13 protein-coding genes and 1 pseudogene are annotated in these 12,862 nt (G+C 73.0%); 8 read left to right on the top strand and 6 right to left on the bottom strand.

The features are described from left to right. The first annotated feature begins 43 nt into the window (after positions 1-43). Complete coding sequence (locus J2S66_RS05220; RefSeq protein WP_310304388.1) at positions 44-253, top strand: hypothetical protein; 210 nt, start codon at positions 44-46, stop codon at positions 251-253. A gap of 27 nt (positions 254-280) precedes the next feature. After that, a pseudogene (locus J2S66_RS05215) lies at positions 281-571 on the top strand (DUF4097 family beta strand repeat-containing protein); the annotation flags it as partial. A gap of 84 nt (positions 572-655) precedes the next feature. Here the strand turns inward: J2S66_RS05215 and J2S66_RS05210 are convergent. From J2S66_RS05210 to J2S66_RS05195, 4 genes are all read right to left on the bottom strand, one after another. Beyond that, complete coding sequence (locus J2S66_RS05210; protein WP_310304385.1) at positions 656-1,210, bottom strand: M15 family metallopeptidase; 555 nt, start codon at positions 1,208-1,210, stop codon at positions 656-658. 96 nt (positions 1,211-1,306) lie between these two features. Further along, positions 1,307-2,476 (bottom strand): HAMP domain-containing sensor histidine kinase, encoded by a 1,170-nt coding sequence (locus J2S66_RS05205; protein ID WP_310304381.1) that lies wholly within the window; start codon positions 2,474-2,476, stop codon positions 1,307-1,309. Positions 2,477-2,746: 270 nt separating this feature from the next. After that, positions 2,747-3,436 carry a response regulator gene (locus tag J2S66_RS05200; protein WP_310304378.1) on the bottom strand — a complete coding sequence of 230 codons (690 nt, stop codon included), beginning with the start codon at positions 3,434-3,436 and terminating at the stop codon, positions 2,747-2,749. A 107-nt stretch (positions 3,437-3,543) separates the two neighbouring features. After that, positions 3,544-4,680 (bottom strand): PucR family transcriptional regulator, encoded by a 1,137-nt coding sequence (locus J2S66_RS05195; protein WP_310304376.1) that lies wholly within the window; start codon positions 4,678-4,680, stop codon positions 3,544-3,546. An 83-nt stretch (positions 4,681-4,763) separates the two neighbouring features. Here J2S66_RS05195 and J2S66_RS05190 point away from each other — a divergent pair, with 83 nt between their 5' ends. The 3 genes from J2S66_RS05190 to J2S66_RS05180 all read left to right on the top strand — a co-directional run bounded on the left by J2S66_RS05190 (position 4,764) and on the right by J2S66_RS05180 (position 7,969). Next, entirely contained in the window at positions 4,764-5,819 is a 1,056-nt protein-coding gene (locus J2S66_RS05190; RefSeq protein ID WP_310304374.1) for a ferredoxin reductase, read from the top strand. A gap of 12 nt (positions 5,820-5,831) precedes the next feature. Then, entirely contained in the window at positions 5,832-6,956 is a 1,125-nt protein-coding gene (locus J2S66_RS05185) for a fatty acid desaturase family protein (RefSeq protein WP_310304372.1), read from the top strand. A gap of 428 nt (positions 6,957-7,384) precedes the next feature. Beyond that, complete coding sequence (locus J2S66_RS05180) at positions 7,385-7,969, top strand: hypothetical protein (RefSeq protein WP_310304370.1); 585 nt, start codon at positions 7,385-7,387, stop codon at positions 7,967-7,969. On the opposite strand, the gene J2S66_RS05175 is transcribed toward J2S66_RS05180, so the two are convergent. Then, the gene (locus J2S66_RS05175; RefSeq protein WP_310304368.1) at positions 7,935-8,153 is read right to left on the bottom strand and encodes a hypothetical protein; all 219 of its coding nucleotides are present in this window, start codon (positions 8,151-8,153) and stop codon (positions 7,935-7,937) included. The genes J2S66_RS05180 and J2S66_RS05175 overlap by 35 nt on opposite strands. Then, positions 8,117-8,617 (bottom strand): flavodoxin family protein, encoded by a 501-nt coding sequence (locus tag J2S66_RS05170; protein WP_310304366.1) that lies wholly within the window; start codon positions 8,615-8,617, stop codon positions 8,117-8,119. The genes J2S66_RS05175 and J2S66_RS05170 overlap by 37 nt, the downstream gene beginning before the upstream one ends. A gap of 173 nt (positions 8,618-8,790) precedes the next feature. Here J2S66_RS05170 and J2S66_RS05165 point away from each other — a divergent pair, with 173 nt between their 5' ends. Genes J2S66_RS05165 through pflA form a run of 3 tightly spaced genes read left to right on the top strand, consistent with a single transcriptional unit; the run spans position 8,791 to position 12,796 of the window. After that, entirely contained in the window at positions 8,791-9,828 is a 1,038-nt protein-coding gene (locus tag J2S66_RS05165) for a zinc-dependent alcohol dehydrogenase family protein (protein WP_310304364.1), read from the top strand. Continuing rightward, positions 9,825-12,071: a formate C-acetyltransferase gene (pflB, locus tag J2S66_RS05160; protein WP_310304362.1), complete on the top strand. Its 2,247-nt coding sequence runs from the start codon at positions 9,825-9,827 to the stop codon at positions 12,069-12,071. The genes J2S66_RS05165 and pflB overlap by 4 nt, the downstream gene beginning before the upstream one ends. Further along, on the top strand, positions 12,071-12,796 hold the full coding sequence (gene pflA, locus J2S66_RS05155) for a pyruvate formate-lyase-activating protein (RefSeq protein ID WP_310304360.1): 726 nt from the start codon (positions 12,071-12,073) through the stop codon (positions 12,794-12,796). The genes pflB and pflA overlap by 1 nt, the downstream gene beginning before the upstream one ends. The last annotated feature ends 66 nt before the right edge of the window (positions 12,797-12,862 follow it).

Raw genomic sequence — 12,862 nt, 5'->3', positions numbered from 1 at the left:
GAGCCGTGGCTGGTGCTCGGTTCCCGGCGACGGTGTGGGGGCGATGGTGGTTGTAGTGCACGTGAAGGCCGCAGAGCGGACCGCGGTCGAGTACCGCGACGGCGTCCTGCGGATCTCGGTCCCGTCCTCGCCGAAGAACCAGCTCCTCGGCCCCTCCGGCCGCGTCGACGTCACGGTCCACCTGCCCGCCGGTTCACGTGTCGAGGTCAAGGCCGCCGACATCGGGTTCCGGGGCGTCGGGCGGCTCGGCTAGGTCGCCTTCGAGGGCTCGCACGGCGCGATCGAGCTCGACGAGGCCTCGGGCGTCCGCCTCACCACGCACGCCGGCGACGTCTCGGTCGACCGCCTCACCGGCCCGGCGGAGATCAGAACCGGCAAGGGCGACATCCGGATCGCCGAGGCCGTGCGCGGTGCGATCGTGCTGCGCACGCAGGCCGGCGACGTGTCGATCGGCGCGGCGGCCGGCGTCTCCGCCTCGTTGGACGCGGGCACCTCCCGCGGTCGCATCGACAACGCGCTCCGGAACACCGGCGGCGCCCCCGACCTGGAGGTCCACGCGACCACTGCCCACGGCGACATCACCGCCCGCAGCCTTTGGACGGCCACGGCCCCACCAGTCGGCGGACAGCAGGTGGCGCGGGCCGGGCGCCCCGGGTCAACCGGCGGCGTCGGCCCGCGGGGCCGGGCACTCGCCGCCCGGCGCGGTCAGCAGCTCGAAGTGCCACATCTCGTTGGCGTACGCCTGGCACAGGCCGTAGTCCGCCCCGTTGCGGACGAGCCAGTCGGCGGCGTCGGTCGGCCCGATGTCGATGGCCTCACCCCGCACGTGCGCCGACTCCTCCGGCGTGGTGACCCACCGGCGCGCCTCCTCGACGCTCCCGTGCACGGCCACGGCCTCGTCGAACAGGCGCCGCTGGTAGCCCTCGCCGCGCCAGCCCGAGGTCACCCTCAGCTCGATACCGGCCGCGCGGGCGTCCACCGCCGCCGCGCGCACGGCCGCCACCAGGGCGGCGTCCAGCCGGGAGAGCGCGGGGTGGCGGGAGTCGTCGAGCGCGATGCTGGTGTTCGCCGGGATGCTGCCGTCCACCTCCGGGTCGGCCCCACCGCCGTTCCCGGGCGCGGCCGGGGAGGCGCACGCGGACAGCGCCACCACACCTGCCGCCACCGTCAGCAAACCCGCCGCGCGCACGTGCGCCGATCGTCGGAACATGTTTCCTCACAGGTCGTGTCGGAGTTCGGACACCTCCGACACTGCCCGCGGGATGTCTTCGCCCCGTGCGCGTCGTGTCCCCGTCGTGCGACGGTCTCAGCCGTCGCGGGCGGGCTCGCCCCTCGGCACGGTGAGGGTGAACACCGCGCCCCCGTCGTGGTCGACGTCCAGCCGGCCGCCGTGCAGCCGGGCGTTCTCCAGCGCGATGGCCAGCCCGAGGCCGCTGCCCGGGGTGCGGGTGCGGGCCCGGTCGCCGCGCACGAAGCGGTCGAAGACGACCGGCGCCAACCCGTCGGGCAGGCCGGGACCCGAGTCGGCGACGGCGACGCGCACCCGGTCGGGCTCGGTGCCGTCCACGGTCACCACGACCGGCGGTTCGCCGTGCCGGACCGCGTTGGCGACGAGGTTGCGCACGATCGTGTGCAGGCGCCGGGGATCGCCGAACGCGGTGGCGTCCCCGGTCCGGCGCACGGTGACGTCCGCGCTCGGCGCGCTCCACTCGACGGCGTCCGCGGCCAGCGCTTCGAGGTCGACCGGCTCGGGCCGGAGTTCCGCGACCCCCGCGTCGAACCGGGACATCTCCAGCAGGTCCTCGACCAGCGCGCTCAGCCGCCGCACCTGGGCGCCGACCAGTTCCGCCGACCTCGCGCGGTCCTCGGCGTCCGGGCTGTGCAGGCCGTCGGCGGCGGCGACCGCCGACGCCAGCGGGGTGCGCAGGTCGTGCGCCACGTCGGCGACGAACCGCCGCTGCTGCCGGTCCTGGCGGCGCAACCGCTCGATGGACTCCCCCAGCCGCTGCGCCATCGCGTTGAACGACCCGGCGAGGTCGGCCAGCTCGTCCCGCCCCCGCACCGGCAGCCTGGTGTCCAGCGCCCCGTCGCCGAACCGGCGGGCGGCGTCGGCGGCGGTCCGCACCCGGCGCTGGACGCCCCGCGCGGCCAGCACGCCCAGCGCACCGCCGATCAGGACCACCACCACCGCCACCGCGGCGAGCCGGTCGCGCAGCACGGCCAGCTCGTCGTCGATGCCGCGCGTGCCGTAGAACTCGGCGAGCAGCACGCCGGGCTCGACCTGGCCGACGATGACCAGCTGCGGGCCCTCCGGGGTGTCGGCGGTGTAGCGCACCGACGACAGCCGCTCCCTGGCCCGGTCCACCTCCGGCACGGGCAACTGTCCGGGGAACGCGCTGGCCGTGCCGGCGACCGGCAGGTACGCCCCGTCCCGCGCGGTGGAGAGCGCGCCGGACGACGGCGTGAAGTTGACCACCGCCCCAGGTGAGGCCGAGGCGGGCCCGCATGTACTCGGCGACACCGTCCACGACGGACGTGAAGCCGGCGCTGCGGACGAGGAACTGGTGGGCCTGCTGGGCGTCGGAGTCGAACGCGGCCTGCGCGGAGGCGGTGAACCGCTCCCTGGTCGCACCGGCCTGGAGGTGGTAGGCCGTCAGCGCCACGGCCGCGGTGGTGAGGAGGGTGATGACCGCGACGGTCAGCACGATCGCCGCCCGCAGGCCGATCGGCGGACCGGACCGCCACCTCACGGCTCGACCAGGCGGTACCCGAACCCCCGCACGGTGCGCAGCAGCACCGGGTTGGCCGGTTCGGGCTCGATCTTCGCCCGCAGGCGGGCCACGGCGGCGTCGACCAGGCGCGAGTCGCCGGCGAACCCGTAGTCCCACACCCGCTTGAGCAGGGTCTGCCTGCTCAGCACTTGGCCCGCGTGCTCGACGAACTCGATCAGCAGGCGGATCTCCGTGGACGTCAGGCTGAGCTCGACCCCGCCCCTGGTCACCACCATGGCGGCGGTGTCGACCTCCAGGTCGCCGACGGCGCGCACGTGCCGCCTCGGCGGCAGTGCGGGCGCGGCCCGGCGCAGGATCGCCTTCACCCGTGCGTCGAGCACCCTGGGTTCGACCGGTTTCACCACGTAGTCGTCGGCGCCGCACTCCAGGCCGACCACGACGTCCACCGCGTCGCCGCGGGCGGTCAGCAGGATCACCGGGACCGCGTCGTGCGCGCGGATGCGGCGGCACACCTCGAAGCCGTCCACGCCGGGCAGCATCACGTCGAGCAGCACCACGTCCGCCGACGTCGGCCGGTCGGCCAGCGCCTCCAGCGCCCGCTCCCCGGTGGCCGCGACGGCGACCTCGTGGCCGAGCGCGCGCAGGGCGCGGGACAACGCCTCCGCCAGGACCGCGTCGTCCTCGACGAGCAGCAACCGTGACACTGGTGGAACTCCTCGTCCTCGGCCAGTCCGGCGACAACGGTATACCAGCGGTTACGCCGAACGGCCGACAGTCGCGTGACGAAGTGTGACGAACGCGCACGGCCGGGTCACGCGGGCCGGGCCAGCGCCAGCGTGAGTTCGAGCACCCGCTCCGGCGAGGTGATGTCGCCGAACAGGTCCCTCACCTGCCCCATCCGGTACCGCACGGTCTGCGGGTGCACGAACAGCGACGCCGCCACCTCGTCCCGCCGCCCGTGGTGCAGCAGCCACGCCCGCAGCGTCTCCTCCAACCGCCGCGCGGTCGCCGGCCGCTGGTCGCGCAGCGGCGCCAGCACCCGTGCGCGGAGGTCGGCGTACGCCTCCGCGTCGGCGGCGAGCACCAGGTCGACCAGGCACCGCTCGGTGTCGAGGGTGCCCTCGGACAGCGCACGGGCACGCGTGGCCCGGGTGAACGACGACGCCACCCGCGTCCACGGCCGGGTCGGGCCGACCACGGCGGAGCGGTCCGCCAGCAGGCGCAGCACGTGCCCGCGGTCCGCGTCCGGCACCAGGAGCACGGCCGTCGAGTCCTGCAGGTCCTCCAGCAGCAGCGTGCGGGGGTCGAGCACCCGGTGCGCCGCGTGGGCCTGCGCGGACGGCAGCACCACGGCCGTGAGCGAACCGGGAGGCGTCCAGCCCGCCCGTTCCGCGCCCGTGAGCAGCACGTCCTCGTTCGCGCCCGCGATCAGGTCACGACAGAGCCGCTCCAGGTGGCGCTCCCGCGCCCGACCCCGGACGGCCAGTTCGTCGGCGTGCCCCGCGGCGCTCGCCGCGGACAGCTCGTCGATGTAGGCGAAGAGCAGCTCGGCGAACGTGGCGAGCCCCTCGGCGGGCAGACCGGACGACACGGCCCCGGCGGCGAGGCCCCGCCACGCCACCCGCGCGCCGACCCGGTAGGCGCTGAGCAGGGCGTCCATCGAGCGGCCGTCGCGCACTTCGCCGCGGCCCAGCTCGTAGGCGGCCTCGGTGGCGACCTGCTGGGTGTCCGCGCCGTCCGCCACGTCCAGGAAGTGGCCCAGCGCGGTGCGCACGGCGCGGCGGATCGTGCCGCCCATCCGACCCGACAGCGCGCCCTCGTAACTGGGCACCTCGTCGATCACCGCCTGGACCACCTCGTTGGCCGTGACCGGCAGCAACGCCCTCAACGCCGTGATCGTGGCGTGGTCGAGACCGAGTTCGGCGACACCTCCGACAGCGCGGCTCATTTGTTCTCCCGGTACAAATTCCAGAGCAGAGTTCACGTCGTGCGGTCAGGACTTTACGCCCCGGGACACATCATGCTGGACACATGACAAGCGTCGCCCTCCGCACCAGGGCGTTGAGGCTGCTGGAGATGGTCACGACGCCGCTGCTGCCGTCGGACTACCTGGACCTGGTCGACCCGCTCCGCGCGGGCGCCGACCTGCGCGGACGCATCGAGGCGATCCACCCCGAGACCCGCGACGCGGCCACCATCGTGATCAAGCCCGGCCGCGGCTGGAAGGGCCACGTCGCCGGGCAGTACGTCCGGGTCGGCGTGGACGTCGACGGCGTGCGGCTGTGGCGGGCCTACTCCGTCACCTCGCCCCCGAACCGGGCCGACGGCCGCATCACGATCACCGTGAAGGCCATGCCGGACGGCAAGGTCAGCAACCACCTGGTCCGCAGGGCCGAACCCGGCGCGGTCATCCACCTCGACCAGGCCGCCGGCGACTTCGTGCTGCCCGGGACCAGGCCCGCGAAGGTGCTCTACCTGACGGCCGGCAGCGGCATCACGCCCGCGATGGGCATGTTGCGCGACGCCGACCTCGCCGACGTGGTCGTGCTGCACTCCGCGCCGACCGAGGCGGACGTCATCTTCCGCGACGACCTGCGCGACCTCGCCGCCGACACGACCATCCGGTTGATCGAGCGGCACACCGACACCGACGGCGTGCTCGACGTCACCCGCCTCGACGAGCACGTGCCCGACTGGGCCGAGCGCGAGACCTGGGCGTGCGGTCCGACGGGCCTGCTCGACGCCGCCGAAGAGCACTGGGCTCGGCACGGCGTCGCCGACCTCCTGCACACCGAGCGGTTCCGCCCCACCGTGCTGGCGACGGGCGAGGGCGGCGCGGTCACGTTCACCACCACCGACCGGACCGTCGAGGCCGACGGGGCCACACCACTGCTCGACGTCGGCGAACAGGCGGGCGTGCTGATGCCGTCCGGCTGCCGCATGGGCATCTGCTTCGGCTGCGTCACACCACTGCGCGCGGGTGCCGTCCGCGACCTGCGCACGGGCGAGGTCACCACGGCCGAGCCCGGAGTCCTCATCCAGACCTGCGTGTCCGCCGCCGCGGGCGCCTGCGAGATCGAACGCTAGGAAGCGAGCAGCATGACCGCGATCGACCCCACCGCCCACCTGTCCGACGAGCAGATCGAGCAGCTCGGCCGCGAGCTGGACGCGTTGCGCGACGAGGTGGTGTCCAGCCGCGGCGAACGCGATGCGGCCTACATCCGCAAGGTCATCTCGGTGCAGCGCAAGTTGGAGCTGGGCAGCCGGGGGGTGCTGCTGTTCTCCCTCTTCCCGCCCGCCTGGCTGATCGGCACCGCGGGCCTGTCCGTGGCCAAGATCCTGGAGAACATGGAGATCGGCCACAACATCCTGCACGGTCAGTGGGACTGGATGCGCGACCCGAAGATCCACTCCACGACCTGGGAGTGGGACCACGTCTCGCCCGCCGCGCAGTGGAAGCACTCGCACAACGAGCTGCACCACACCTACACCAACGTGATCGGCAAGGACAACGATCTCGGCTACGGCATCATGCGCGTCGACGAGGACCAGAAGTGGTACCCGTTCCACCTGGGCCAGCCGCTGTGGAACTTCATCAACGCCTGCTTCTTCGAGTACGGCATCGCCGCGTACGACCTGGAACTCGGCAAGAACCTGCACAAGCGCCGCCGCAACAACCCCGAGTTCCGGGCGCGGGCCCGCGAGGTCGGCAAGAAGATCCGCAAGCAGGTCCTGAAGGACTACGTCATCCACCCGCTGCTGTCCGGCCCGTCGTTCCTCACGACGCTCGCCGCGACGTTCACCGCGAACCTGGTCCGCAACCTGTGGAGCCACTCGGTGATCATGTGCGGTCACTTCCCCGAGGGCGTCCAGACCTTCGAACGCCGCTCGATCGTCGGCGAGACGCGCGGTCAGTGGTACCTGCGGCAGATGCTCGGCTCGGCCAACATCAGCGGCAGCAAGGCGCTGCACATCATGACCGGCAACCTGTCGCACCAGATCGAGCACCACCTGTTCCCGGACCTGCCGAGCAACCGCTACGGCGAGATCGCGCCGAAAGTGCGGGAGCTGTTCGACCGCTACGGCCTGGAGTACGTCACGGGGTCGATGCCGAAGCAGGTCTTCTCGGCGTGGCGCAAGGTCTTCCGGTTGTCGCTGCCGAACAAGGCGGACCGGACCAGGACCAGGACGCCCCGCCGCGCGGAGGAGCGCGTCGCGGCGTGAGCCCGGGCGGCCGTCCCGATCTTGGCGTGACGGCTTCCGGAGCAGCTTGTCCCGGGTGATGGGCAGGCCCTCACCCGTCTGCCGGTGGCGTGGTGGACGGCGTTGCCGATGGCGGCGGGACCCCGGTGGCCGGGGTCCCGCCGGGCTGCGCCACCTCGGCGGCTCGGGCATCGCGGGGCTGGGCGGGCTCGACCCCGCCGGTTTCCCGGCCGTCCGCACCGTTCCACGGGGCTCGTGACGGGTTCCGGGACCTCCGACCCTGTGCGGCGGCGCCACGTCGGTCGATGCTGGAGGTGGTCACTGGAGGTGATCGCTAATGGTGATCGCGGATGGGGAGCTGCCATGACCGGTCGCCTGGACGACCACGCCGTCCACCGCGTCGACCGTCAACGCGCGCAACCGGCTCGGGCGACCGGGGGTGGAACGCCGTGACACCCGCGGTCCCCCGACCACTGCTCATCGACCGGTTCGCGCCGCGCGCCGACTTCGGGCGCACGTCGCACGTGCTGGTCGACGCGGACCCGGACACGGCCTACCGCGCCGTGCGCGACCTCGACTTCGGTGCGGTGCACGGACTCGTGCTGGACGTGGCGCTGTGGTTGCGCGCGCTGCCGGGGTTCCTGCGGGGCCGCCGCCCGACGAGGACGACACCGCACGACGTCGTGCCCGGGACCGGGTGGGTGCCCCTCGGGGAGAGCCCGCGGGCCGAGGTCGTGTTCGGCGCGGTCGGCGCCTTCTGGCAGCCGGTGGTGCACTGGCGGGGCGTCGAGGTCCGGGACTTCGTCGACTTCGCCGAGCCCGGCTACGCCAAGGTCGTCTGCTCGCTGTCCGTCCTGCCCTACGGCCAGCGCCGTGCAGTGGTGACCTTCGAGACGCGTGCGACGCTGACCGACTCGCGGTCGTGGTCGAGGTTCCGCCGGTACTGGCGGCTGGTCGGACCGTTCACCGCGCTCCTGGAACGCGCCGCGCTGCGGTCGGTCAAGCGGCAGGCCGAACGGGCTGCGCCGCGCTGACGGTCACCGGTGCTGACGGCCGCCCGGTGTCGCGGCGGCGGAAGTCGAGCAGGCCGTGGACCTCGTCGGTGCGCACGGCCGGGTCGAGCCCGTCGAGGGCCTGCGCGCGGGCGAACCGCTCGCGCAGGCCCTCGGTGACGGCGGCGGTCAGGCCTGGTGGCCGACGAGGGTCGAACGCGCCCACGCCGCCGCGCGGGCGGGTTCGCCGACCAGCAGCGGACCGGGGGTGCCTCCGACGTGGAAGGACATCGGCCTGGCCGGCACCGTGAAGTGCAGCGCGCGCAGCCGCTTGGCGATGGTCTTCGCGGCCGACCCGGGCAGCCACCCGGCCTGGATCCTGGTGTCGAACGCGTGGGCGGTGACGTGGTGCCCGAGGGGCACGAGGGTGTCGAGCCACTCGCGGACGCCGCGTCCTGGGGAGACCAGCTCGCCGGTGGCCTGGTCGGCGGCGGACTTGCGGGTCGCGGGGCGGCTGAGGCCGAAGGCGTGCGTGGGCGCGCCGACGACCAGCAGGCCGACGTCGTCGGGCAGCACGTCGGGGGCCTGCGAGACCTCGACGACCTCGGCGGCCAGTGCCTCCCCGATCGCCTCGGCGATGGCCCTGGTGTTGCCGAACATGGATTCGTAGACCACGAGTGCCCGTGTCATGGCTGACCGCCTTCCTGTCACCTCCCACGGTGCTCCGCGCGGGCCGGTGCCGACAGCGGCGAACCTCCTGGCGGGACCGGGACCTTCGGCGCGGACGTCCGGGACCCGGGGCCCTGTCCCGGCCGCGCCCACCGGGGCATCGTCGGAGGGGAGTGCAGCAGGAGGAGGACACGATGAAGGCGATGGTGTTCCACGGACCCGGCCGTCGGGCCTGGGAGGACGTGCCGGACCCCGAACCGGTCGACCCGACCGACGCGGTCGTGCGGGTCACCGCGGCCACGATCTGCGGCACGGACCTGCACATCCTCAAGGGCGACGTGCCCGAGGTGACGCCCGGCCGCGTGCTGGGGCACGAGGCCGTGGGTGTGGTCGAGCGGGTCGGCGCGGCGGTCACCGCGATCAAGCCGGGCGACCGGGTGCTGGTGTCGTGCATCAGCGCGTGCGGGCGGTGCGAGTACTGCCGGACCGGCGTCTACGGCCAGTGCCTGGGCGGCGGCGGCTGGGTGCTGGGCCACACCGTGGACGGCACGCACGCCGAGTACGTGCGGGTGCCGTTCGCGGACACCTCGACGCACCTGCTGCCCGACGCCGTCGACGACGGCGCGGCGGTGATGCTGTCGGACATCCTGCCCACCGCGTACGAGGTGGGTGTGCTCAGCGGTGGCGTCCGCCCCGGCCAGTCGGTGGTCGTCCTCGGGGCGGGCCCGATCGGGTTGGCCGCGATCGAGACGGCGAAGCTGTTCAGCCCCGGCCTCGTGGTGGCGGTGGACCTGGCGCAGTCGCGGCTGGACGCGGCCAAGCAGTTCGGCGCGGACGCGACCGTCCTCGCGTCGGACGACGTCGAGGCCGCGATCGCGGAGCTGACCGGCGGACGTGGCGCGGACGTGGCGATCGAGGCCGTCGGCGTGCCGGAGACCTTCGAGCTGTGCACGCGGCTGATCCGCCCCGGCGGGCGGGTCGCGAACGTCGGCGTGCACGGCAAGGCCGCCACGCTGCACCTCGAAGACCTGTGGATCAGGAACGTGACGATCACGACCGGTCTGGTGGACACGGTGTCGACCCCCGCGCTGCTGCGGATGCTGACCGCGGGGCGGTTGGACGCCGCCCGGTTCGCCACGCACCACTTCGCCCTGGACGAGATGGACCTGGCCTACGACGTGTTCGCGCGGTCGGCGGAGACCGGCGCGCTGAAGGTGGTGTTGACGCGATGACCGCGGTGGCCGAGCGGCTGGAGGCGTGGGCCGGGTTCCTGGGCGAGCACTGGCGGCACGCGACCGACGTGCGCGGGTTCGTGCAGGACAACTACACGCCCTACACCGGCGACGCCGGGTTCCTCGAAGGGCCGACGGAGCGGACGGCGGGCCTGTGGCGGGACCTGGCCGGGATGTTCGCCGAGGAGCGCAGGCGCGGCGTCCTCGACGTGGACGTGCACACGCCGTCCACCATCACCTCGCACCGCCCCGGCTACCTCGACCGGGACAACGAGCTGATCGTCGGGTTGCAGACCGACGCGCCGCTGAAGCGGGCGATCATGCCCAACGGCGGCCTGCGGATGGTCGAGACGAGCCTGAAGGCGTACGGCTACGAGCTGGACCCGTTCGTGAAGGAGGTCTTCACCAAGTACCGCAAGACCCACAACGACGGCGTGTTCGACGCCTACACCGAGCAGATCAAGCGCGCCCGCCGCGCCGGGGTCATCACCGGCCTGCCCGACGCCTACGGGCGCGGTCGGATCATCGGCGACTACCGCCGCGTGGCCCTGTACGGCGTGGACCGGCTGATCGAGGCCAAGCGCGCCGAACGCGCCGCGATCGACACCGTGCCGTCCACCGAAGCGGTGATCCGCGACCGGGAGGAGCTGGCCGAGCAGATCAGGGCGCTGGGCGAGCTGAAGGAGATGGCCGCCGCCTACGGCGACGACGTCTCCCGCCCGGCCCGCACCGCGCGCGAGGCCGTGCAGTGGCTGTACTACGCCTACCTGGCCGCGGTGAAGGAGCAGAACGGCGCCGCGATGTCGCTGGGCCGCACCTCCACGTTCCTGGACGTCTACCTCCAGCGTGACCTCGACGCCGGTCTGCTGACCGAGTCGCAGGCGCAGGAGCTGGTCGACGACCTGGTGGTCAAGCTGCGGATCGTGCGGTTCCTGCGCACCCCCGCCTACGACGAGCTGTTCTCCGGGGACCCGACGTGGGTGACCGAGAGCATCGGCGGCATCGGCGAGGACGGCAGGCCGCTGGTCACGCGGACCAGCTTCCGGTTCCTCCAGACCCTCTACAACCTCGGTCCGGCCCCGGAGCCGAACCTGACCGTGCTGTGGTCGCCGGCGCTGCCGGAGGGGTTCAAGCGGTTCTGCGCGCAGGTCTCGATCGACACCAGCTCCATCCAGTACGAGAGCGACGAGCTGATCCGGCCCCGGTACGGCGACGACACCGCGATCGCCTGCTGCGTGTCCGCGATGCGGGTCGGCGGGCAGATGCAGCTCTTCGGGGCCCGGGTCAACCTGGCCAAGGCCCTGCTGTACGCGATCAACGGCGGTCGCGACGAGGTGAGCGGCGAGCAGGTCGCGCCCGCGACCGAGCCGGTGACGGGCGAGTACCTGGACTACGCGACCGTGCGCGCGGCGTTCGACAAGACGATGGACTGGCTGGCCGGCACCTACGTCGAAGCGCTGAACATCATCCACTACATGCACGACAAGTACGCCTACGAGCGCATCGAGATGGCCCTGCACGACCACCCGGTCGAGAGGTTGCTCGGGTGCGGCATCGCGGGCCTGTCGGTGGTGGCGGACAGCCTCTCGGCGATCAAGCACGCCAAGGTGCGCGTCATCCGCGACGCGACCGGGCTGGCCGTCGACTTCGCCACGGAGGGCGACTTCCCCCGCTACGGCAACAACGACGACCGCGCGGACGCCCTGGCCGTCGGCCTGGTGGAGGACTTCATGGCCCTCGTGCGGCGCTACCCCGCCTACCGGGACGCGGTGCACACGCAGTCGGTGCTGACCATCACCTCGAACGTCGTCTACGGCCGCCACACCGGCAACACACCGGACGGCAGGCGCGCGGGCGAGCCGTTCGCGCCCGGCGCCAACCCGATGAACGGGTGCGACCGGCACGGCCTGGTCGCGGCGGCGCTGTCGGTGGCCAAGCTGCCCTACGACGCCGCGCGGGACGGCATCTCGCTCACCGCGAGCATCACCCCCAACGGTCTCGGCAGGACGCCCGAGGAGCGGGTGACCAACCTGGTGGGCGTGCTCGACGCCTACGTCGACGCCGGCGGCTTCCACCTCAACGCCAACGTGCTCAACAGGGAGGTGCTGCTCGACGCCATGGCCCACCCGGAGAAGTACCCGCAGCTGACCATCCGCGTGTCGGGCTACGCGGTCAACTTCGTGCGCCTGACGCCGGAGCAGCAGCGCGACGTCGTCAACCGCACCTTCCACGGGTCGCTGTGATGACCACCGGGGCCGTCCACTCCTGGGACCTCGCCACCGCGGTGGACGGCCCCGGCACCCGGTTCGTCGTCTTCACCGCCGGGTGCCCGCTGCGCTGCCTGTACTGCCACAACCCGGAGACGAGGTTCGAGCGGTACGGGCGGCGCGTCACCGTCGAGGAGGTCGTGGCCGAGATCGCGAAGTACCGCCGCTTCATCGAGGTCGCGGGCGGTGGCGTCACGATCAGCGGCGGCGAACCGCTCCTGCAACCGGCGTTCACCGCGGAGCTGCTGCACGCCGTGAAGGAGATGGGCCTGCACACCGCCCTGGACACCTCCGGCTTCCTCGGCGCGCGGGCGTCGGACGAGCTGCTGGCCGACACCGACCTGGTGCTGCTCGACATCAAGTCCTGGGACCCCGCCACCTACCGGCACGTCACCGGCGGCGAGGTCGGCCCCACCCTGGAGTTCGCCCGGCGGCTGTCCGACCTGGGCACGCCGATGTGGATCAGGTTCGTGCTGGTGCCGGGGCTGACCGACGACGCGGCCAACGTCGAGGGCATCGCGGCGTTCGTGGCCACGCTGAAGTCGGTGCAGCGCGTGGACGTGCTGCCGTTCCACAAGATGGGCGCGCCGAAGTACGAGGCCATCGGCCTGCCCTTCCGGCTCGCCGACACCCCGACGCCCGACGCGGAGCTGGTCGAGCGGGTCCGCGGCCAGTTCCTGGCGCACGGCCTGCCCGCCTGATCAGGCAGGTGGCCGGCACACCGGGTCCGGGGTGGCGTGGCGTCGACCGCCGCTCCGGGCCGCTCA

The sequence above is a fragment of the Saccharothrix longispora genome (assembly GCF_031455225.1).
GTDB lineage: Bacteria > Actinomycetota > Actinomycetes > Mycobacteriales > Pseudonocardiaceae > Actinosynnema > Actinosynnema longispora.
This window is presented reverse-complemented; position numbering and strand designations above follow the sequence as displayed.

Bases quoted from the DNA above. Each gene is read 5' to 3' on its own strand.
- J2S66_RS05220 (WP_310304388.1), top strand. From the start codon at position 44: ATGGTGGTTGTAGTGCACGTGAAGGCCGCAGAGCGGACCGCGGTCGAG.
- J2S66_RS05210 (WP_310304385.1), bottom strand. From the start codon at position 1,210: ATGTTCCGACGATCGGCGCACGTGCGCGCGGCGGGTTTGCTGACGGTG.
- J2S66_RS05195 (WP_310304376.1), bottom strand. From the start codon at position 4,680: ATGAGCCGCGCTGTCGGAGGTGTCGCCGAACTCGGTCTCGACCACGCC.
- J2S66_RS05190 (WP_310304374.1), top strand. From the start codon at position 4,764: ATGACAAGCGTCGCCCTCCGCACCAGGGCGTTGAGGCTGCTGGAGATG.
- J2S66_RS05185 (WP_310304372.1), top strand. From the start codon at position 5,832: ATGACCGCGATCGACCCCACCGCCCACCTGTCCGACGAGCAGATCGAG.
- J2S66_RS05170 (WP_310304366.1), bottom strand. From the start codon at position 8,617: ATGACACGGGCACTCGTGGTCTACGAATCCATGTTCGGCAACACCAGG.
- J2S66_RS05165 (WP_310304364.1), top strand. From the start codon at position 8,791: ATGAAGGCGATGGTGTTCCACGGACCCGGCCGTCGGGCCTGGGAGGAC.
- pflB (WP_310304362.1), top strand. From the start codon at position 9,825: ATGACCGCGGTGGCCGAGCGGCTGGAGGCGTGGGCCGGGTTCCTGGGC.
- pflA (WP_310304360.1), top strand. From the start codon at position 12,071: ATGACCACCGGGGCCGTCCACTCCTGGGACCTCGCCACCGCGGTGGAC.